Here is a 20,784-nt window from a genome sequence, read left to right on the forward strand (position 1 = left end):
CGGTGTGTTAGATAGTCGTTCTCGAAATGAATATACAGCTCTTATCCAATCAGCTAAGAAGTGGGTTTCGTTGCATGAGCCATTATTCTCAAACCCTAAAGAAGCCGCGGAATACAATGCACAAACCACTCCAGCTATTGATAAAGAGTTTGCGATTGTTCGGGAGCAATTACGTTCCATTCGTGGCTTAATCGAAGAAAAACAAACCGAGTTAAGACAGCAAGCGAATGACTCGATTCAATCTAGTAAATTGGTAATAGAAATTGGGATGGCAATGGCAGTACTCGCGGCATTAGCTGCGATGTGGTTGTCGAACCGTTTCATTATAAAACCTATCCAAAATGTAGAAAAAGCAATGAATGAAATCGCCTCTGGTGATGGTGATTTGTCGCAGAGAATGAGTGTTGAAGGTGACGATGAAATTGCGCGTTTGAGCAGTGCGTTTAACCTATTCGTTGGCAAAATTCACGTAACCGTTGAACAAGTTATTTTTGCTTCTAACGCGGTGCGTGCTGAAATGGAAAACATTAAATCACTTACGCAAAGCGTCGCCGAGTTCTCGTCGAATCAACAGCAAGAAAGTGAGGTGGTAGCCGCAGCGGTACATGAAATGCAAGTTACTAGCCAAACGGTGAGTGGCAACGCAACAGATGCTGCGAGTGCGAGTAGCGGTGCCCATGATGAAGTTGAATCTGCGAATGCAACTTTAACGCAGACGGTAGGTTCAATTGAGCAACTCGGCCGTGACATTGATAACGCAAGTAGCGTTGTGCATGAATTGGATACCGATGTGAAAAACATTGCGTCGATTTTGGATGTTATTAAAGGTATCGCTGAGCAAACTAACCTATTAGCACTGAATGCAGCAATCGAAGCCGCGCGTGCAGGTGAGCAAGGTCGTGGTTTCGCTGTGGTAGCAGATGAAGTACGAGCGTTGGCAAGTAAAACTCAAGAAAGCACGGGTGAGATTGAATCCATGATCGAACGACTTGAAGCCGGTGCTAAGCAAGCTGTAAGTGTAATGGGTGAAAGTAAGAAGAGTAGTGAAAGTACGATCAGTAAAGCCGAGATGGCCGCGTCTTCCCTGAGTGAAATTCGTAACTCAATTGGCTTAATGAATGATATGAACACACAGATAGCGACGGCTGCATCTCAACAATCCAATGTATCAGAAGACGTGAACCAAAATGTTCAACGCATTGCTGAAAGTACCATGCATATGGTGGAAATGGCGAGCAGTGCAGAAAATGCGTGTATGGCACTACAAGAGCAGTGTGAGTCGTTGGACACCTTAGTTTCTCAATTTGAAGTTTAGCGCTTTCTTAAGTCGGGTCTCTTAAATCGAGGCTTCGCGCTATCAAGCAAGGGAGTAAGCACTACAGATAAGCGCCATTGAATAAAATCCCCTATCGTTTTCGTGTAGGGGATTTTTGTTTTTACCCTTGTTAACTTCTTTCTTGTCTGAGGAAAGACCAATATCAGTCGATATGAGGGGGCGGAACGATTTTAAGGTGTTGAGCAATAATATCGACAAGCGTGTCGATACCTTGCTGCCACAGGTGATCATTTTGGAAGTTAGCGACACTCAATCGAATACAGTGGTCGTATTGACCTATTGTGGCAAACACAGAGCCGGGCAGTACGTGTACCTTATGCTTTCGACATTCCAAATATATTTGGTGGCTAATGGTATGTWTAGGCAAGGTCAACCATATGAGAAAAGAACCGTTAGGGCGACTAAGGTGGTACTGATCTTTCAAACATTTGTGGCGATCCAGTGCCGAGGAGAGTAGCGAAGAAAACTGTTTTACATTCGATTGGTAGCAGCGTCGCATTTTGTCTACATGCGTTCGATATTTACCGGTTGTTAAAAATTCCCCAGTCGCAGACTGCATTAAGTTTAAGCTTCCCATATTTTCACCAAGGATATGCTTTTCAATTCGACTCTGGTATCGCTCAGACAGCAGCCAACCGATGCGTAGCCTTGAATCTAATGTTTTAGACAGGGAATTTACGTAGATCACTCGTCCTTGATTATCGAGTGACTTAAGAGGCGGTAGCCATTCACTGGCACTTAATCCGCCAAACACATCATCTTCAATAATAGGGATGCTGGCACTGACATTAAGCAATGCCTGACGATGAGTGAGGGGCATCTGAGAACCCGTTGGATTATTGAAGTTTGGTGTCACTAAAATGGCTTTGACATCCCATTCTTCTAGCCCCTTTTTAAGGCTAGATATATCCATTCCTGTTGTGACATTACTCGGGATCTCTAACGCTTTAAGCCCTAATGATTCGAGCAAGAGCAAATTGCCAAAGTAACAGGGCGATTCCACCGCGATAATATCTCCCGGTTGAGTCAAAGCGCGAAGAGCAAGAGTGATCGCTTGTTGAGCCCCATTGGTAATCGCTATTTCGTTCTTACCGGTTCTTACGCCTAATTCCTGACTGATTTTGAGCAACTGCTGCACCAAACGGTCATTCCCAGGTGGTAGCTGATAGTGGCTAGGTATCTGACTTTGTAAGCGGCTATGGCGACCTATGGTGGCGTAAAGGCTTTTAATCGCTTGTGAGTCTGTGTTTGGATGCGCAGAACCTGTAGCGAGCACTTGCTTACCTTCAGGGTAAGAAAGAATCGACTTTGCCATGGTTAAAAGGTCGATATCCATCGGTGTTACGGGTTCAGCGTCTGGTTGGGTAAACCAAGTTTTTACTCGGTAGCCCGAGCGAGGTACAGAATAGATATATCCAGTTGCTTCTAGCTCCTGGTAAGCTCGAATCACCGTGTTTTTGCTTACATCAAGCTGCTCGCTTAACTGTCGAATTGAAGGCAGTTTGTCTTCTGCATTAAAAACCCCTTTCTCTATGGATTGCGTAATGTACTTTTCGACTTGATAGTATTTGTTATTGATATCCATTCTGTACCCATAAAAGTATCTGTTTCTGTCTCTTTTTTATCATTCTGTACCTAATTAAAGTAACCACAACGCTACAAAATTACTAGAGGTTTATAAATGATATTAAAGTTGATTCCCTTCGTTTTCGTATTGTTATGGGCTTCTGGTTTTATAGGGGCACGACTCGGTTTGGAATACGCTGAGCCTGCGACTTTGTTGACTATTCGCATGGTGTCGAACGTTGGTTTTTTCCTATTGTTGGTCGTGCTACTAAAGCGCAAGATCCCACGTGGAATAGAGTTCTTTCACAGCTTTGTCGTGGGAATGCTGATCCACGGTTTTTATCTAGGGGGCAGCTATCTCGCTATTGGGTGGGGCATGCCAGCAGGTTTGAGCTCTTTACTTGTCGGCTTGCAACCCATACTTACCGCTTTGCTAATCGTGGGCTTTACCGTCGAGAGGTTTAAATTCTCCCAGTGGTTGGGGTTAGCGTTAGGTTTTATAGGGATCTGCTTAGTTCTGATTGGTGATATTGAATGGCAAAACGATGACCATAAACTGATTGCTTTTGGCGCATGTATGCTAGCGCTAGTTGGGATTACTTTCGGTACGCTCTATCAAAAACGCTATTGCAAAGGTGTCGATATGGTTGGTAGTGCGTTAGTTCAATATTTGGCTGCAGGTATGCTGTTTTTACCCGCTGCACTTCAATATGAAACTATGCAAGTTCAATGGACGATGGAGTTTATTTTAACCATGGTTTGGCTGGTGGTTGTTCTCTCTTGTGTGGCGATTTTGCTGCTCTTATATATGGTCGAAAATGGCGCAGCTTCCTCTGTGGCATCTGTGTTTTATATGGTTCCACCTGTGACTGCTATTCAAGCTTGGCTTATGTTCGGAGAGTCTTTTGATGCGCTAGGTGCTTTAGGTTTTTGTTTAGCTGCTATTGCCGTGTACTTGGTGGTTAAGAACCCGCAGTTTCGTCTTGGGAAAAAAGAGGTCGTTCACGTAAAGGTAAGCCAACAATAATTCCCTTTTGGCTTAATTTGTAAAGTTGAAGTTACTTTATAGGAAGTTTGGGTTTTGATATCTAATAACTTGATGTAGATCAATGAAGTGCAATTAATTAAATATAATAAGGTACTGGTTGCTTATGTTTGTTATGTTCTCCTATGATTAGTTATAAGGGCCTATATGAATATAGAAAATAAAAATAATTCATATAGTTAGACAGCGTCAGGGAATTAAGCAAGCTAGGGACAACTTATGATAAAAATATCCGATCTTACTATTCGAAGTAAGTTATTGTTTGGTAACGTTATTACTGTGGGGATTATTGCTGCGTTATGTGCGGTTGTTTGGAGCTCGATCCAAACGATGAGTCAAACAGACAAAATGGTCGCTCACACGTACAGAGTTATTGATCAGTCTAATGGGCTGGTCAACGCTATGGTTGATCAAGAAACAGGCTTAAGAGGCTATGCCATTGGCGGGCAAGAAGAATATTTAGAACCTTATTATGCAGGTAAAGAAGCATTTAGTGAGTATCTGGAAACGGTAAAAAATCTAACAAGTGATAACCCTGCTCAACAAGTACGATTTGATGAAGTTGCTAAAGATGCGGCTGGTTGGCAAGAATACGCATTAAGTACGATTAACTTGAGAAAGAATATTCACGAGGGCGAGTCGTATGTGAATAAGCTTAAAGGGTTGATCGCTAGTGGCATTGGCAAAGCTCAGATGGATGGCTTGAGAGCGGAAATTGCGACTGAGCAATATGCGACTGGGGATGAGATCCTGGAAAACATGATCAATATGGAAACAGGACTCCGAGGCTTCATGCTAAATCGCCAGGAGGCGTTTCTTGAACCCTATCATGCTGGTAAAGCCAATATAGAATCTCTTCTTAGCGCTATGCCTGATTCAAGGTTATCTCGTAACATTCGAGGGTGGGTCGATAACTATGCAGAAAAATCGATTCAGTTGGTTCGAGATACTAACCGTTACAGTTCAATGGACGAGTTGTATGACAAGCTTTCTAAAAAGCAGGGTAAGCAATTTATGGATGGCTTACGCGAAAAAGTAGCAACAATTATTGGAATCGAACAATCGTTGATGGATCAACGAAAAGAAGCCGCAAGCTCAGCGTCGAATTTGGCATTGATATCTATCGCGATAGGTGGCATTTCTGCAGCTATTTTTTGTTTTTGTTTCGGCGCTGTCATTTCCAAAAGCATAACAAATCAAATTAACGCAGTAATTGAAATTGCTAAGCAGTTAGCGAAGGGAGACTTAACCCTAAATATTGAAAAAGGCGCTAACAATGAGATCGGCCATTTGACCAATGCGCTTAAATCCACAGCAGACAGTTTGAAAGTAATCATTAGCAATATGGCTGTAGCAAGTGAGCGGTTAAGTAGCTCATCTAGTCAATTGACTAGCATAACTGAGAGCACTAATAACGGTGCCAATGAGCAAATGCATATGACAGACCAGGTTGCGGTTGCAATGAACCAAATGTCTATATCGGTGCAAGAAGTCGCTAGGAATGCGGTGGATACGGCGCAGTTTGCGAGTGAAGCAAATGCTGAAGCTAAACAAGGCATGGCAGTAGTAAAAGAAACGATTGATAGTATTAATACATTAGAATCAGAACTCGACGGTACTGTTGGGCTTTTAGATGATCTTGCACAAGAGGCAACCAATATTGGCGGTATTCTAGATGTGATATTGGGTATTGCAGCTCAAACCAATTTACTTGCGCTGAATGCAGCTATTGAAGCCGCACGAGCAGGGGAGCAAGGGCGTGGGTTCGCAGTTGTTGCTGATGAAGTAAGGGGATTAGCGCAAAGAACTCAAGACTCGACTTCAGAAATTCAAAGTTTAATTGAACGTCTGCAACACGGTACACAAGATGCAGTCGAAAGTATGAAAAAAAGCAGTGACATCGTCAAATCGAGTGTTGTTAAAGCTGAAAAATCAGGTGGAGCTTTTGATACCATCACGAGTTCTATTGGCAAAATCCATGACATGAGTACACAAAGTGCGAGTGCATCTGAGCAGCAAAGTGTCACTGTCGAGCAGATTAATCAAAATGTGGTGAGTGTGAACAAAATCTCTCGCGAGAGTGTAGACAGCGCAGAGCAAACGGTGGAGTCTAGTCAGGAGCTAGTAAGTCTATCGGATCAATTACAACAGATTGTTGGTCAATTTAAAGTGACTAAATCAGCTTAAGTTGTTTTGTAGATTGTTTTAAAGCGAGCTAAGGCTCGCTTTTTCTTATGGTATTGAACTCGCAGATACTAAAAGGCGTTCTATCTTTTGGCTAAATTACTGTGGGGACATATCCGAATACATGGATGTAATCCCTATAGCTATACTTAGCCACACTCACAAATTTGTTAGGGGGTCCCTTGAAGCAACCTATGACACTTATTATCGCTATTCTTATTTTGGCTATTGCTGCACTCGGAAAAGCATATGCCGAAGAAACCGATGAAACACCAAGCGATCTGATAGAAACGGCAGAAAGAACTGAGCAAAGTAAACCATTCATCAACGTCAATATGGTTCTGGAAATGGAAGGAATAGAAGCCTCAGTAAAGGGAATACAAGGTTCCTTTCAAAGTATTTCAGATTCTCTAGAGCTTATCGCTAACAATGAATCATTGTCGCTAGAACAGCAGTCATTGTTGTCTGAAACCGTCGTTAATTTGAATCAATTGATTACCGTTTCAAGTGACTCTGTACAAGCTTTACCCGTTGCCAAGCAAGTTGTGCAGGAGAAAAGCGAAGCGTTTTTTACTGAGTTAAAGTTCAACATAATGCTCGTTATTATCGCAATTGCTGTGGTTCTTATTGTGGTCATTGCCTGTATTTATTGGCTAGTGCTTAGGCCAATGCAGTCGACAGTGGTTCAAGCAACTTCAAACATATCGACGATGGCGACCGCGATAAAAACAACCGCGCAAGCGCTAGAAAGCAGTACCGATAAGCAACAACAAATATGGAAAGAACTAGAGAGTAAGGGCTCAAAATAAATGACGTGTTTCTAATTTAATTTCTGGCTCACGACGTGATGGTAGGGTAATTTTGTGAATTGGTTTTTATCATCTATTTGGTCTGTTAAATGAATTTGCTCTCAATAGAGGAAGCTGGCGGTCTTACTGCGCTTATTGTCTTCTTTGTTCTGCTCTATACGTTTATTCACGTTAGATATATCCGTCGTTATCAGCTCGATAAACGGTTTCTAGCAGCGCTATGGTGTTTAATGAAAAACTCAATTCATGGTGAAAACATCAAAATTATGGGCTATCGACCAGAAAGTAATGTCGAGAACTCGCCTAAAAAATAGCATCAGGCCAATTTATACACTAAAGCGTTATCTCTCCTTTATCAAAACAGATAGACATAGGTGTATGTCTATCTGTTTTCTACTTGGTTACTTCTATTTTCTGAAAACTGATTGGTACTAATCGTCCATTATCATTTTGTTCGCTCGTGCTAATCTTAATGACGTTGCTATTCACCTACAGAGAAAAAGAATGTCCAATTATTATTCAGTACTTGAAGTGTCGCCAACCAGCCAAGATTGGGTCGCAGGTTACATTGAAGCGGCGAACCGATTAGTCGCTAAACATGGCGGGAAATATCTAGCGCGCACCACAAATCATGACCGCTTAGAAGGAGATGCCGAGGTGCCTGCACTTCGTGTAATCATCGTATGGCCGTCAAAAGAGGCCGCAATCGCGTTCATGGGTGATCCTGAATACGTGCCGCACTTAGAGGCCCGCACTGCCGGTTCTGTGAGCCATCATGCACTCATTGAAGGCGAAGCTTAGTCTTGTACCTGCATAGGTATTGAAGGGAGTGTGGTAATGAAAAAGATAATTCTAATCACGGGTGCAACCGATGGTATCGGCTTTGAAACGGCGAAATCTATGGTCTTAAAGGGCCATCATGTAATAGTTCATGGCCGTAACCCTGAAAAATTGAAAGCGGTAGGTGAGCAACTGTCTAACCTTGAAAGTTCAGGGTTCGTAGAAAGTATTATTGCAGACTTATCGAGTATCGCTGCCGTTAAGCAGATGATATCCGAACTGAAGATTCGTTTTGATAAGCTTGATGTATTGATTAATAACGCAGGGGTTTTTGCTACACCTGCCCCAGTAACATCAGACAAACTTGATGTTCGTTTTGTGGTGAATACTTACGCTCCCTATTTATTGGCGACTGAATTGCTACCGCTGCTCGGTGCAACAGGTAGAGTGGTGAATTTGTCTTCGGCAGCGCAGAGTTCTGTTAATTTGGATGCTATGTCTGGGCTCGTGGAAATGTCTGATCGTGAGGCATACTCTCAAAGCAAACTTGCGATTACTATGTGGTCAAGGCTGCTAGGAATAAAGTTGAAAGAAACGGGACCTATGGTTGTATCCGTAAATCCTAAGTCTTTATTAGGCAGTAAAATGGTGCGTGATGCATTTGGTGTCGCTGGCAGTGATTTGAGTGTCGGTGTTGATATTTTGGAGCGTGCGTCTTTCTCTGAAGAGTTCAGTCGAGCCCATGGTTTGTATTTTGATAACGATCTTGAACAGTTCTCAAACCCTCACCCTGATGCATTAAACGATGAGAAATCACAAAAAGTGGTTGAGACAATGAAAAGAATCATCCAAGCATTTTAAATTATCTCTGTACATTAAAGTATCTCTGAACACCCAGCCTCGAGCTGGGTGTTGTTACTTGTAAGGTCAACATGGGGTCCATTCTCTGTTGTCTGGTTTATTATGATTGCGACTGACTAGCTGTTGCCGCTTTCTGTGAATTTGTATTGGTAGTTAACATCTAATACTGCACGGTACTGAATTTCACCACGTTCAACGGCGAACTTCTCTACAGTTACTTCCATGCCTTCAATTTCAAATGTTTGTACTTGAGCCGTGTGGCCGCTTGCGGGTAGTGCTTTCGACAATTCGAACGACGACTTAGTATTTAGCTCGTCCATCATGTCGTATCCAGCTTCGAAAGCTGCTTCTTGAGATGAGTAACCCGTTGACTTCATTTCAGTGCCAGCCGTTTGAGTTGATGTAGCAGCGAATGCTGTAGAGCTAAGAACCAGTGTTGACGCTAGGATGATTACTTTCTTCATAGGATGTACCTTCTCTTATAATTAATGACCATTGTGTTGGTGAAGTTAATCCTATCAATCCTTTCGTAAAGTGGGTGTCAGCGAAAGTAAACAATCGGTTATGTTTGGTAAAGATGCACTTACTTATGTCAGTAAAATGTTTCAATGATAGGTCTGGCTTATCATTCCCGTAGCTATGCTCTGTTTATAACGCGACGTTGACAATGACTGGCTTTGGAAGAGGCCTAAAATAAGCAGAGGAGGGTGCGTGAGAGTTTAAAAATAACAGACTCTCACGCTGAATACAGACTTCTAAAGTTTCGATGTTTGAAAAAGCGTATGGGCTATAAAGAAGTAATCGAAAATGGAGCGGGCACTGATGTGCGAGGCTCGGCTTGAGTCAAACTTTCTAGCCAACGTTCCCAGTTTGGTGGGAGGTTAAGTTTCGATAGTGCTGATAAGACGACAGGGACACTCATTCCCGGTGTCGTTTTTGTTTTCAGTAGCGTATCTAGATAATCCATTTTTACCCCTGTCGCGTAAGGGTAGTCAGATATCACTTTCTCGTATCGCGAAATGATGTCATTGGCCGTAATGATCTCGGTGGTATTGAGTTGAAGGTAAAACTCTTTGAGCGCTTCGATATCAAAAGGGGCATGCGATAAGTGCTTTGGTAGCTTGCTAGCGCTGTTGTTAGGAACTTTCACGACACTACGTAAGTGTTTTGATAGCCACAGCTCGCCAAACACTTCTAACAGAGGCAACGCTTCATGCGTTATGGCTATTGGGCATTTTGCTAAGTTTTCGTAGTAGGGAGCTATCGCATTCAATAGAGCATTATGGGCCGCATCTAATTTCCCTTCACACAGCCAAATTCGGCTGATAAATATTTGGCTATAAGATACTAGGTGAGCTCTTCGTACTTCCGTCAGCTTCTTTTCTGCATTTTTAATGAATAAATCAAAATGGGCCAATAGCGACTTTTTAGATTCAATGAGTTCGCTATTGAAATAGGCAGTCTCTAAGTGGTGGGTGTAAGTAATGATCGAAGTAAGCCAGTGACTATCCGCTAGTGAAATGTGATTGGCGAATGTGTCACCGATGTGGATCAGGACTTCTCTTTGATTCAACTTCGCGGCAAGCTGACTTGCGTGTATCGCTCGGTCACTCATGCTTGGGGTGAGTTCAAAGCCTTTTAATGCCCAATGCAATGCGTCTCGCCATTGGCCTTGTTGTTCATACAATTCAACCAGACAGTCCATTATTTTGAGCGATAACGGGTGTTGGACGATGTACTCCGACAGCAATTGAATAGCTTGGTCGGTTTGCCCTGATCTGTCTAACAGCTTGGCATAGGCATATTGTTTGGTTGGGTGATTCGCTGAAGTAGTATGAGCCAGGTACTCGGTGAGTGTATCCCACATCCCATGTGATATGAGTAAGTCTATTAAGCTCGACTCAAGACTAATAGCAAAGTTGAGTTTTTCGACGATATCCAGTAATTGCCCGGTGAGCTCTGGTGTAGGGCTTTTCAGTGCTTCTGACAGTTTCCCGAGCAGCTCTCCCTCACGGTAAATCGTATGAATTTTGTTACTCAGAGCTTTGGTATTAATCGGCTTAGTGATGAAGTGCTTCACCTTACCAGACAATGAAGTCAGCACGGTCTCCTGACGAGAGTCACCGGAGATGATCAAGACACCAGTCGTTTCATTAATGAAGTTGTTTTTGTATAACAAGGTCGTGAGTTCATGCCCGGTTAGCGTTTGCTCCAGGTGATAGTCCATAATTAGGATATCGTAATGACGTGTTCCGACTATCTTGATGGTTTCTTGATATGAACTGACTGAGCTGACACGCTCGTGTGCGATGCCCAAACTAACGAGCTGTTGTTTGATTAGCATTGAAGAAGTCTTTGAGTCATCAATGATGAGGATATTAATGTCATTGAGGTACTGCGTGTTTATCTCCACTGTTAACCCTTTATGAAATTGAGAGATGTAATTGAGTGTAAGTARCTGAATTCACTTGTTCAAGTTACTATAATCACTTTTGCTGATAGATTCTCACTCCTGTCTGTATCTGAGTTGTAACCCTTCGTAGCTCTTTTAATAAGCGGTCGGTTCTCGCTTCAATAAGTTGTTTAGATTGTGTGACAGGCTGCCTGTTCTAAAATACACTAAGCGTAATTAATCAGTACGAGAAATGAGTAGAGTAAATGGCAAATTGGGAAGGTGTAAGCGAGTTTGTCGCGGTTGCCGAGATGGAAAGCTTCACTGGCGCAGCGAAAAAACTGGCAACATCCGTTGCTCAAATTAGTAGACGTGTGGCAAACCTTGAAGAACGCTTGGCTGTCAAACTCCTGAATAGGACGACCCGAAAAGTGTCTTTGACAGAGGCTGGGCAAACTTACTATCAACAATGTAAACAGCTTGTTGAAGGGTTAGAAATTGCTGAGCTTACGGTAACTCAAATGCAATCCACGCCAAAAGGTTTGTTAAAAATTACTGCTCCGGTAACGTACGGAGAGCGCCAACTCGCTCCGATATTGCATCAGTTTCTGAAATCACACCCGCAAGTTGAATTAGAGCTTATGCTGACTAACCAAAAGTTAGATCTCATTGATTCAGGGGTTGATGTAGCGATTCGTTTAGGTCGATTAGAAGACTCAAGCTTAATCGCAAAGAGACTTTCACAAAGACAGTTATTCATTTGTGCGAGCCCTGAATATATCGAGCGTTACGGCGAGCCTCATACTTTGTCTGAGCTAGCGAATCATCAGTGTTTATTAGGCAGTTTTGAACACTGGCGTTTTAAAGAAAATAAGCAGTCTCGTAGTGTCAGAGTCAACGGCAGAATAAAGTGCAACAGCGGATTAGCTCTATTGGATGCCGCTAAGCAAAGTATAGGGTTAGTACAACTTCCAGATTATTATGTCAGTGACGATTTGGAATCGGGTAACCTTGTTGAGGTACTTTCCGACTACCGCGATGATAAAGAAGGGATCTGGGCGTTGTATCCGCAAAACCGTAACCTATCCCCTAAAGTTCGTTTACTTGTCGACTATCTTTCTGAACACTTAGATTGAGCCTAATCATTAGACCAATCCTTATTAGCTAGGACAAACCACAGCCTCTAGACTAAATTTACCCCCACTTATGGTTATGGGGTTGCTCTTAACTTTCCGATTAGGAGCGGCTTTGCTAGAATGCCGCCCTCCCAAGTACATCGTGTACTTAAGCTGTCGTCTAAGTGAGAAATACTATGAAAGCGAGTCATGTAACTATTGGCTTAACTAATCCTAAAAGCCCAACTAATGTCGGCGCAGTAATGCGTGCTGCTGGGTGTTACCAAGTGGATGAAGTAAAATATACGGGCCAACGTTATGCAAAAGCCGCTAAGTTTCATACTGATACAAAAAGCGCTGCACGTACCATCCCGCTTTCATCTGTCGACTCTTTCCTTGATGGCTTAGACCCGCAAACTAAAATCGTTTGTGTTGAGTTAGCTGAAGGCGCGACACCGCTTCCTCGCTTTGAACATCCAGAAAATGCTATTTACATTTTTGGCCCTGAAGATGGTTCAATATCTCAAGATGTCGCAGACAAAGCTGATCACGTTGTTTACGTACCTACTGTTGGCTGTATGAACTTAGCCGCGACGGTGAATGTCTTGCTCTACGATCGACTGGCTAAAGCCGATGTCCTTGATGACAGCGAAGAATTGATCCGTAGTAGTCGCGATAATCGCAATCACTTAAAAGTGAAGGCTACAGCAGAGTAGATCACCACAATATCCAGATGTCATTGAAAGCAGAGCCTATGGTTCTGCTTTTTTGTGCCCGTTATCTGGAGAGCGGGTTTCAGTCATAAACAAGTGAATTAAGAACCAGCACTACAATTATTGAAGAGAGGAATAAGTTAGCACAAAATAATCATTCGAATTTTTCGAACATGAGTAACGAATTTATACGGTTTTTTGTGACTCTCATCACATCTAGTATTTATCTCAAGCGCAGAGACGCAGTGATAGAAAATAACTTACTAACAAATTTGAGAGAGAAACCATTATGAAAACAGTACTAAAAGCAATCGCCCTTACAGCCTTAACTTCAACTCTAGCTTATGCAATGCCTGCTAGTGACTACACCATTCGTGTAAATGCAGACCGTAACCGTGCGGATGTGACAGTGTTAAAATCTGGTCAACCGGTTAGTGATGTTGCGGTAAAAGTAATCGGTAACGGAACTCAGACTTTTGTTACAGGTTCTAAAGGCACATTCATGGCCGCTAATCTTCTTGATAATGGCCGTACTTTTACATTCGAATTGATTGATGAAAACGGTAACAAGATTCGCGAACAACGTTACCTTTCTTCGTTTTAAACTTATGAGTTCGATACAAGAATTCCTAAAGCCTGAGCCCTGCTCAGGCTTTGTTGTTTTATCTTCCACTTAATCTGCTGCATTTATCTCCCTTATCTTTTAGTATGGCATTCGACTCCCACAATCGAACTCTAGGTTTATGGACAAACAAGCACTACTCACCGCCCTTAAAGAGAACGACACTCTTGACCTCTATTCACTTTATCAAGTCGTAGGCGAGCAAATATCGTTGTACGCCTTAATGGATGCTCTTAACGAGTTGAAATTAGAGTACGGACTGGATACACGGTTAAGTGCATTTAAAACACAGACTGAACGCTTACTTGAAAATGATCAGTTTTCGGGAAGTGACCAAGCTTCCGTATCTCGCTTGAAAGCTCAGTTAGAGAGTGATCAACGTGGGCATAGTATGAGCCGTTACATTTTGGCGACAGATGGACATAGAAGCTTTGCTCCGCAATCTAATCTCGTCATGTTTGGAGATTCAATTACTGAATGGGGCCCTTGGATCGACGCGCTTCGCGATTATTCGTTAGCTAACCGTGGGCTTGCTGGTGATACGACGGCAGGAATGTTAAAGCGAATCGACACGACCTTATTGGTGAAACCTAAACTGGTTTGTGTGATGGCGGGTATTAATGACCTGGCACAGGGGATATCGGTTAATGATGTTYTCAGCAACTATCAAGAWATGCTAGAAATATGGCGTTGTGAGGGGATTGATATTCTTGTTCAATCTACATTGTACTGCGGAGAAAGGCTGTCAGGCTTGAATGCACAAGTGACAGAACTCAATGAGTTGCTTGCTGAGTATTGTCAGTGCCATCAATTACGATTCCTGAATGTGAACCAAGTATTGGCTCAAAACGACATACTGAAGAATGAGTACAGTTGTGATGACTTGCACCTAACGGCGAGTGCATATATTCAGTGGCTAGAAGTGCTGAAACCTCAGTTAGAAATGAGCACTTTGAATTAGCAATAAACTTTGTCGACGTTACGTTCGTTAATGTTGTGAGTGATTCAAACTAGAGTGAAGCTATGAATAACCTAGCTTCACTGAAAAGAGATATTACGAGTTTTTGTTTCGGGGGGTAACTTAATCGCTCCAACAAAACACTTTATTTCGCCCTGCTTGTTTCGCTTTATATAGCGCATTGTCAGCTCTTGAAATCACATCTCTGAAGTTACTGTCAGTTGTCCTAGGGCTCGAAATACCAATACTTACCGTGAACTTAATATGATTGTTATTGAAGTAAACGGTCATCTTTTCTAGGGATTGTCGATACTTCTCCGCAAGTTCGACTGCATTGGGCTCTGTAATATCGGACAGCAGTAAAACAAATTCTTCCCCACCGATTCGGGCAAACAAATCATCTTTCCTTTTAATGGCTTGTATTCGCCGTGACATTGCAACCAATACGTCGTCGCCTCCCAAGTGACCATATTTGTCATTAAGTGACTTGAAGTTATCAATATCAATGATTAAAAGTGCGTGATCCTTATCTGAAGCTCTTGGTTGATGGTTGATGAGCTTAGTGGCTTCAATAAAAGCACGTCTATTCAGAATCCCGGTGAGGGTATCGATGTTTGCTAATGCTTCCATCTTAACCATTTGTTTCTGAGTTCGTATTTGAGCCGCGACCCAGCTTACTAAGCTTTTAAGTACTTGTGCATCTTGCTCTGTAAAGTGGTCTTTGTCTTTATGCGCGATATTAATCGTGCCATAGCATTTGTCTTCACTGATTAGTGGAGCATCCATGCAAGATAGCAAACCGCCTTCGGTCAGCCATTGGCAATCGATGAGTGTTTCAACACTGGTATCGTTACAAATACTGAGTTGTTTACTGGTAAAAACGTTGCCGACCATCGTATTTTCTATTGGGATTGGGCGGTCAATAGGTATGACTTCACTACCCGTTAAAGCGAACAGTGATAAGAACTTCGGATCTTGTTGTAGGGCGACACTGACCCTATCGGCTTGAAAGATGTGATTAATCCAATATGACGTACTATGCAGGATGTCACCTAACGTTTTAGCCTGAGACAGCTCATCAAAAAATTCGAGTGGGAAATAGGTGTTCATGTGTGTATTAGGCCGTTCTACCCTAGAAGAGTGATCATTCAATTTATTCTCTCCGGATTCTAATATGAGCAGATAGACTTATTGAATTATAAGTCTAGGTAAGGACTTAGGGCTTTTCAATTCTTACAAATAAGATACTTACTAATAAGCGCTCTACTGATTGGGCTTGAATTGCAGGCTTCTAAAATGGAGTCAATGGTTCGGAATTAGGCTAGATTCAATTCGCGCTTGAGCGGGTAACAACGAAAAAAGCCAGCATTTGCATGCTGGCTTCCGTGATTTGGTTAGTGTCTAGTTATTAAACTAGCTTCATCTCTTGGATGATATCAGAAGCAATCTCTGGCTTAGTACTTGTCGGTTTAGCATGAAGATCTGACTTCAATTGACCTTTACGGTTGCTTAATCCTGTCTCTAGTTTTTTCAGTGCAGAGGCAATGGCAGGATACATAACATCGTTAGTCGCTTTTGCTGAAACTCGTACGCCTTCGTAATTGGTAAAGATTTCTACTTCGTGCTGTCCATGTTCTTTGGTGATGATAATGTCGCAGCTGATCAGTTGCGGAAAGTGAGCTGATACTTTTTCAAATTTTTGTTCAATTTCTTTACGTGAGTCGTCGTTAATTGATACGTGGTGTGTCTGAACGTTTACTTTCATATAATCATACCTTTCCAATGACTGTGTGTCTTAAACCTAGCAAATACATCGCGTTTTAACCAAGTGTCGGTTCACACATGTGTGATTGAGTTCAGTGTTATCAAATAATATTGGGTTACCCCCTTGAATACCGGGAAGAGCAGCAGCATATTATGTTTCGGAATATTCATCTCTGCATAAAAAAACGCCGTGTATCGTTTTAAAGCTTTATCTCTTCCCTAAATGGCTGCCTGTCACCGCCAGAAAAACTATCGAAGCATTGTTGAGTATAGTCTTGATTTGGCGAAATATTATTCGTTAATCATTCTCTAGCGTTTTAAGTGTTTCATTTTATATTTGCGTATTAATTACAAATTGAACAAACCGATCGCGTAACGGGTGTTCTCTGTCTGCGTCCCACGTCATCCCGACTCCCCACTTAGTGTGCTCTCCCAATAATGGTATGAATTCAATATGGTCGTCGTTTAACTGCCGTGCACTGCTTGGCACTATGGTGACCCCGAGGTTCGCTGAAACAAGCGCAAGTAATGTGAGAATATCATCGGCTTCTTGAGTAATGTTTAACTCTAATTCCTGGTCAAAACAGTAGGCTTGGATTTGCTTATTCAGCCCAGGACCACGGTGTTGAGCGAGTTTTAAGTAGGGTAAATCAGCCAGCTCTCGAAGTAGGTTTGAAGAGGTGATATTACGCTTCTTATGTACTGCGACCACTAAAGTGTCTTCAAATAATAGTTGGCTATTAAGGGAAGGTTGGTTTGAAAGCCGATTGAAACTGATATCCAATTCATGGGTAAGTAGTGCGTCTATCTGTTGTTGTGAAGGGGTGTCGTTCAAGGCAATGTGTACGTCAGGATATTGGGACTTAAACGCGGCGATCAGCTTTGGAGCTTGATGGTACGTCGACACGCCGAAACCAATGTTGAGATGCCCGCTCGTCCCCGCTGAAACTGAACTCGATAGTTGTTTAAATAGTCGCATTGAGTCGACGATTTTGAGAGCTTCTGGTAGCAAAACCTCACCTGCGCGCGTTAGCTCTGCTCCATTTCTTCCTCGGGCAAATAATGTCGTCCCTATGCTCGACTCTAAACGCTGAATCTTTTTTGTTAACGCCGACTGTGTCATGAAAAGTTGCTCTGAAGCGAGACGGTAATTGCCAGATTTAGCCAGTTGACCGAATGCCTTAAGTAGATCTACATCCATTCCATATGCTCATTAAACTTAAAATATTATTCATTATAAGGAATTGAATGTGTTTTTTATACTGACTCCATACTAGATAATGATGATTCGGAGACAACCATGAAAGATATAAAAGTCGCATCAGTTCAGATGAACCACCATGCTAATGATAAAGCTTATAACTTATCGATGATCGAGCATTATGTTGAAGCCGCGTCACAGCAAGGTGTCGAAATAGTTTGCTTCCCTGAAATGTGCATTACGGGCTATTGGCACGTATCTAAGTTATCAAGGGAAGAGATAGTCGGTCTCGCTGAGTGTGTCCCAAGTGGTGATTCGACTCAGCAGTTATTGGCATTATCAGAAAAATTTGGAATGAGTGTGGGGGCTGGTTTAATCGAAATCGGTTCTGACGGAGAGCTCTACAACACTTACGTCTTTGCTATGCCGAATGGTGAAGTTCAAAAGCATCGTAAGCTTCATACCTTTGTTAGCCCACACATGAGTAGTGGTAGTGAATACACAGTGTTCGATACCCCGCACGGTTGTAAAGTGGGGATCTTGATCTGTTGGGATAATAACTTAGTTGAGAACGTTAGGATCACCGCGTTAAAAGGTGCAGATATTTTGATCGCACCTCATCAAACAGGGGGATGCCAGTCACGAAGCCCTAATTCAATGAAGAACATAGACCCCAATCTATGGCTGAATAGGCATGAAGATCCAGAGGCGATACGTGCGGAAATGCAAGGTAAGAATGGAAGAGAGTGGCTAATGCGTTGGTTGCCTTCACGAGCTCACGACAACGGGATGTTTCTGATTTTCAGCAACGGTGTTGGGGTCGATACTGGTGAAGTACGAACGGGTAATGCGATGATCCTTAACCCTTATGGAGAAACGCTCATTGAAACGGACAGCGTTGAAGATGATATGGTTGTCGCAGAGCTTCACGCCGAAGAACTTGAAATGTGTACCGGGCGTCGCTGGATCCGTGGACGTCGTCCTGATYTGTATCAACCGATCACCGAAGCACTAGGCCATGAGCTTGACCCTCATCAAGCTCGTTTTGCAGAAGAGTAGCGGTAATCATTCTTCATCACTGTAATTTAAATACTGAACACATAAATCATAAAATGCCTGAGCTTGTGGTGAAATAGTTCGGTCGGCTAATCTGAAAATACCGATCTGACGTTGTAATGGTGGATCGATTAATGGAAGCCAAACAAGGCGAGTTTCGTTAGTTGGGAACGCAAGCTTGGGTAACGTTGTTACCCCTATCCCTAATTCTAATACCGAAAATAGCGAAGTAATGTTTTCAACTGAGTAAAGAGCTTGCTCGCTGAGTGTTCGCGCGGGCGTTGGATCAAGTAGGGTGCAAGTCCCATTTCTAATGAAAGGTTGTTTTAACAAAGTTTGCCATTCTATCCCATTTGGTTGACTTGCTATCGGGTTGTCCTTTAAACACACTACACCGATTGGATCGGCGATGAGTGGCGTAAACATGATCGACTCTTCTTCAAGATTCGAGCAATTTCCCAGAGCTAAATCTACCTCTCCTGAGAGCAACCTTTCTTCAACACCTGCCGCATTATCGTCGATCAGGCTAACTTCAACATTTGGGAATTGCTCACAGAAAGCACCGAGTACACTTGGGATCAATTTTGCGGCAACAGAAGGCACGCTAGCGATTCGAACTCGGCCTTGTTGACCCGCTGCTGCTGCTCTTAGGTCGTTATTTAAAGCATTGTAAACATTCAGAAATTGTATGATTTTAGGGAGGCATATTTCCCCAAATGGTGTGAGTGTCGATTTGTTCCCTGTTTCAAACAGCGCCTGCCCAAGTATCTTTTCTAGCTCTTTAATTGAGGTAGAAAGTGCCGCTTGAGATCGATTTGCGCGGTGTGAAGCTGCCCGAAAACCACCTTCTTCGACGACCAAAACAAAATGTTTCAGTTGTTGTAGTTTAATACTCATTTCTCCAGCTCCCTGCCAGCCCTTGATTTACCTCACTTTAAGCAAGGTGATAAGTTTTATTTATCAAATGCACAAAATTTACCGTTAGATTTATCAAGTGTCAATTGGCAGTATTTAACCATCTTGAAACATAGTTGTTACAAAGTTGGATGGAATCGTGAACGCTCAAACTAAAAAACACCCAGTAAAAACCTCTCTTTTTGCTTCTAAAGCACCACTTGAATGGGCAATCGTAAATAACGGCACGCTGTATACGGCGCAAATCCCAATTGATGAGACCGGCGCAGTAGTCGAAGGCGGAATTGAGGCTCAGACACGTCAAACTTTTAGCAACCTTGTTCACACATTGGAATGTGCTGGTGAGTCTATGGACTCAGTTCTACAAGTTCTGATTTACGTCACTGACCGTGAGTATTTGAAAACGGTAAACAGCATTTATGCTGAATATTTCAATGCACCTTACCCAAATCGAGCTGCGGTTGTGGTTGCAGGCTTAGCTCGCGAAGAAATGCTGGTGGAGTTTGTGGTTTACGCTTCGGCTTCACAACCGCAACCATAGTAACGACTAAAATTATTGATATGACTTCGGTGATTTAATCAGTCTCAAAATTTTGCACAACTTACATAAATAATTGGCTGCCAGACTCAAATGCAGCTCAACCGTGACAAGGATAGAATGATGACTCAAGCCCACATGACTCAAACAAAAAGTATTCAAGCAGAAAACGCACTTTATATTGCAGGTGAATGGCAATCAGGCATTAACACTGTTGCGAACATCAACCCTTCAGATATTTCTGAAAACCTGGGTCAATTTGCGCAAGCAAGTGAAGAACAGGTTCAGCAAGCAATATCAGCGGCAAAATACGCTCAACCTGAGTGGGAAAAAACACCGATTGAACGCAAGCAAGCGGTTTTGCAAGCCATTGGCGATGAGCTTATTGCTCGTTGTGACGAGTTGGGTACATTGCTTTCTCGTGAAGAAGGCAAGCCGTTTGCTGAAGGGCGCGGTGAAATCTACCGAGCAGGTCAATTTTTCCAATATTTTGCAGCAGAAGTGTTGCGCCAAATTGGTGATAACGCAGCTTYCGTCCGTCCAGGGGTCTCCGTTGAAGTGACTCGTGAAGCCGTTGGCGTTATCGCCATTATCTCTCCTTGGAATTTCCCAACTGCAACTGCAGCTTGGAAGATTGCTCCGGCACTAGCGTTTGGTAACAGTGTTATTTGGAAACCTGCAAATCTAACGCCAGCAAGTGCCGTTGCACTTACCGAGATCATCCATCGACAAGGTATTCCAGCTGGTACTTTTAACCTGGTGCTGGGTAGTGGTTCGAAAGTGGGTGATGCGCTTATTAATTCTAAAGACATCAATGGCGTGAGCTTTACTGGCTCGGTTGATACTGGCCGTAAAGTTGCTGCAGCGACTGCACCAAACTTTGTGCGTTGTCAGCTAGAAATGGGCAGTAAAAATGCACTTGTGATTGC

General features: G+C 42.7%; 21 protein-coding genes. 14 read left to right on the forward strand and 7 right to left on the reverse strand.

Going from position 1 to position 20,784, the window contains the following annotated elements:
• Nucleotides 1–1,315, forward strand: a 1,315-nt coding sequence (locus L4C33_RS09570; protein ID WP_428812212.1) for a methyl-accepting chemotaxis protein, incomplete at its 5' end; no start/stop codon positions are given.
• Nucleotides 1,316–1,478: 163 nt separating this feature from the next.
• Here L4C33_RS09570 and L4C33_RS09575 read toward each other — a convergent pair.
• A complete protein-coding gene (locus L4C33_RS09575; RefSeq protein ID WP_428812213.1) occupies nt 1,479–2,921 on the reverse strand; it encodes an aminotransferase-like domain-containing protein in 1,443 nt (480 codons plus the stop codon).
• Between the two features lie 96 nt (nt 2,922–3,017).
• Here L4C33_RS09575 and L4C33_RS09580 point away from each other — a divergent pair, with 96 nt between their 5' ends.
• The 6 genes from L4C33_RS09580 to L4C33_RS09605 all read left to right on the forward strand — a co-directional run bounded on the left by L4C33_RS09580 (nt 3,018) and on the right by L4C33_RS09605 (nt 8,581).
• Nucleotides 3,018–3,929: a DMT family transporter gene (locus L4C33_RS09580; protein ID WP_428812214.1), complete on the forward strand. Its 912-nt coding sequence runs from the start codon at nt 3,018–3,020 to the stop codon at nt 3,927–3,929.
• Nucleotides 3,930–4,166: 237 nt separating this feature from the next.
• Nucleotides 4,167–6,134 carry a CHASE3 domain-containing protein gene (locus L4C33_RS09585; RefSeq protein ID WP_428812215.1) on the forward strand — a complete coding sequence of 656 codons (1,968 nt, stop codon included), beginning with the start codon at nt 4,167–4,169 and terminating at the stop codon, nt 6,132–6,134.
• A 179-nt stretch (nt 6,135–6,313) separates the two neighbouring features.
• Nucleotides 6,314–6,940, forward strand: a complete 627-nt coding sequence (locus L4C33_RS09590) for a hypothetical protein (protein WP_428812216.1) — start codon at nt 6,314–6,316, stop codon at nt 6,938–6,940.
• 89 nt (nt 6,941–7,029) lie between these two features.
• Nucleotides 7,030–7,254: a hypothetical protein gene (locus tag L4C33_RS09595; protein WP_428812217.1), complete on the forward strand. Its 225-nt coding sequence runs from the start codon at nt 7,030–7,032 to the stop codon at nt 7,252–7,254.
• A 190-nt stretch (nt 7,255–7,444) separates the two neighbouring features.
• Nucleotides 7,445–7,741 (forward strand): DUF1330 domain-containing protein, encoded by a 297-nt coding sequence (locus tag L4C33_RS09600; RefSeq protein WP_428812218.1) that lies wholly within the window; start codon nt 7,445–7,447, stop codon nt 7,739–7,741.
• A 36-nt stretch (nt 7,742–7,777) separates the two neighbouring features.
• Nucleotides 7,778–8,581, forward strand: a complete 804-nt coding sequence (locus tag L4C33_RS09605; protein WP_428812219.1) for an SDR family NAD(P)-dependent oxidoreductase — start codon at nt 7,778–7,780, stop codon at nt 8,579–8,581.
• A 116-nt stretch (nt 8,582–8,697) separates the two neighbouring features.
• Here the strand turns inward: L4C33_RS09605 and L4C33_RS09610 are convergent, their stop codons facing one another.
• A complete protein-coding gene (locus L4C33_RS09610; protein WP_428812220.1) occupies nt 8,698–9,045 on the reverse strand; it encodes a DUF3316 domain-containing protein in 348 nt (115 codons plus the stop codon).
• 323 nt (nt 9,046–9,368) lie between these two features.
• Nucleotides 9,369–10,994 (reverse strand): response regulator, encoded by a 1,626-nt coding sequence (locus tag L4C33_RS09615; protein ID WP_428812221.1) that lies wholly within the window; start codon nt 10,992–10,994, stop codon nt 9,369–9,371.
• Nucleotides 10,995–11,239: 245 nt separating this feature from the next.
• Here L4C33_RS09615 and L4C33_RS09620 point away from each other — a divergent pair, with 245 nt between their 5' ends.
• The 4 genes from L4C33_RS09620 (at nt 11,240) to L4C33_RS09635 (ending at nt 14,384) form a co-directional block, all read left to right on the forward strand.
• Nucleotides 11,240–12,109 (forward strand): LysR family transcriptional regulator, encoded by an 870-nt coding sequence (locus L4C33_RS09620; protein WP_428812222.1) that lies wholly within the window; start codon nt 11,240–11,242, stop codon nt 12,107–12,109.
• Nucleotides 12,110–12,285: 176 nt separating this feature from the next.
• On the forward strand, nt 12,286–12,804 hold the full coding sequence (locus tag L4C33_RS09625; protein WP_428812223.1) for an RNA methyltransferase: 519 nt from the start codon (nt 12,286–12,288) through the stop codon (nt 12,802–12,804).
• A gap of 286 nt (nt 12,805–13,090) precedes the next feature.
• Complete coding sequence (locus L4C33_RS09630; protein ID WP_428812224.1) at nt 13,091–13,405, forward strand: hypothetical protein; 315 nt, start codon at nt 13,091–13,093, stop codon at nt 13,403–13,405.
• Between the two features lie 139 nt (nt 13,406–13,544).
• The gene (locus L4C33_RS09635) at nt 13,545–14,384 is read left to right on the forward strand and encodes an SGNH/GDSL hydrolase family protein (protein WP_428812225.1); all 840 of its coding nucleotides are present in this window, start codon (nt 13,545–13,547) and stop codon (nt 14,382–14,384) included.
• 120 nt (nt 14,385–14,504) lie between these two features.
• Here L4C33_RS09635 and L4C33_RS09640 read toward each other — a convergent pair whose 3' ends face one another.
• The 3 genes from L4C33_RS09640 to L4C33_RS09650 all read right to left on the reverse strand — a co-directional run bounded on the left by L4C33_RS09640 (nt 14,505) and on the right by L4C33_RS09650 (nt 17,346).
• Nucleotides 14,505–15,491: a sensor domain-containing diguanylate cyclase gene (locus L4C33_RS09640; RefSeq protein WP_428812226.1), complete on the reverse strand. Its 987-nt coding sequence runs from the start codon at nt 15,489–15,491 to the stop codon at nt 14,505–14,507.
• Between the two features lie 298 nt (nt 15,492–15,789).
• Nucleotides 15,790–16,146: a ribosome hibernation-promoting factor, HPF/YfiA family gene (gene hpf, locus L4C33_RS09645; protein WP_428812227.1), complete on the reverse strand. Its 357-nt coding sequence runs from the start codon at nt 16,144–16,146 to the stop codon at nt 15,790–15,792.
• Between the two features lie 330 nt (nt 16,147–16,476).
• Nucleotides 16,477–17,346 carry a LysR family transcriptional regulator gene (locus L4C33_RS09650; protein ID WP_428812228.1) on the reverse strand — a complete coding sequence of 290 codons (870 nt, stop codon included), beginning with the start codon at nt 17,344–17,346 and terminating at the stop codon, nt 16,477–16,479.
• A gap of 99 nt (nt 17,347–17,445) precedes the next feature.
• Here L4C33_RS09650 and L4C33_RS09655 point away from each other — a divergent pair, with 99 nt between their 5' ends.
• Nucleotides 17,446–18,405 (forward strand): nitrilase family protein, encoded by a 960-nt coding sequence (locus L4C33_RS09655; protein ID WP_428812229.1) that lies wholly within the window; start codon nt 17,446–17,448, stop codon nt 18,403–18,405.
• Between the two features lie 6 nt (nt 18,406–18,411).
• Here the strand turns inward: L4C33_RS09655 and L4C33_RS09660 are convergent, their stop codons facing one another.
• Nucleotides 18,412–19,299, reverse strand: coding sequence for a LysR family transcriptional regulator (locus L4C33_RS09660; RefSeq protein WP_428812230.1), 888 nt, complete (start codon nt 19,297–19,299; stop codon nt 18,412–18,414).
• Nucleotides 19,300–19,456: 157 nt separating this feature from the next.
• Between L4C33_RS09660 and L4C33_RS09665 the strand changes: the two genes are divergently transcribed.
• Nucleotides 19,457–19,858, forward strand: a complete 402-nt coding sequence (locus L4C33_RS09665) for a RidA family protein (protein WP_428812231.1) — start codon at nt 19,457–19,459, stop codon at nt 19,856–19,858.
• A 135-nt stretch (nt 19,859–19,993) separates the two neighbouring features.
• Nucleotides 19,994–20,784 (forward strand): aldehyde dehydrogenase family protein (locus L4C33_RS09670; protein ID WP_428812232.1); only part of this gene is annotated, 791 nt, incomplete at its 3' end.

The organism is Vibrio makurazakiensis, assembly GCF_050337375.1.
In the GTDB taxonomy this organism is placed as follows: Bacteria; Pseudomonadota; Gammaproteobacteria; order Enterobacterales; family Vibrionaceae; genus Vibrio; species Vibrio makurazakiensis.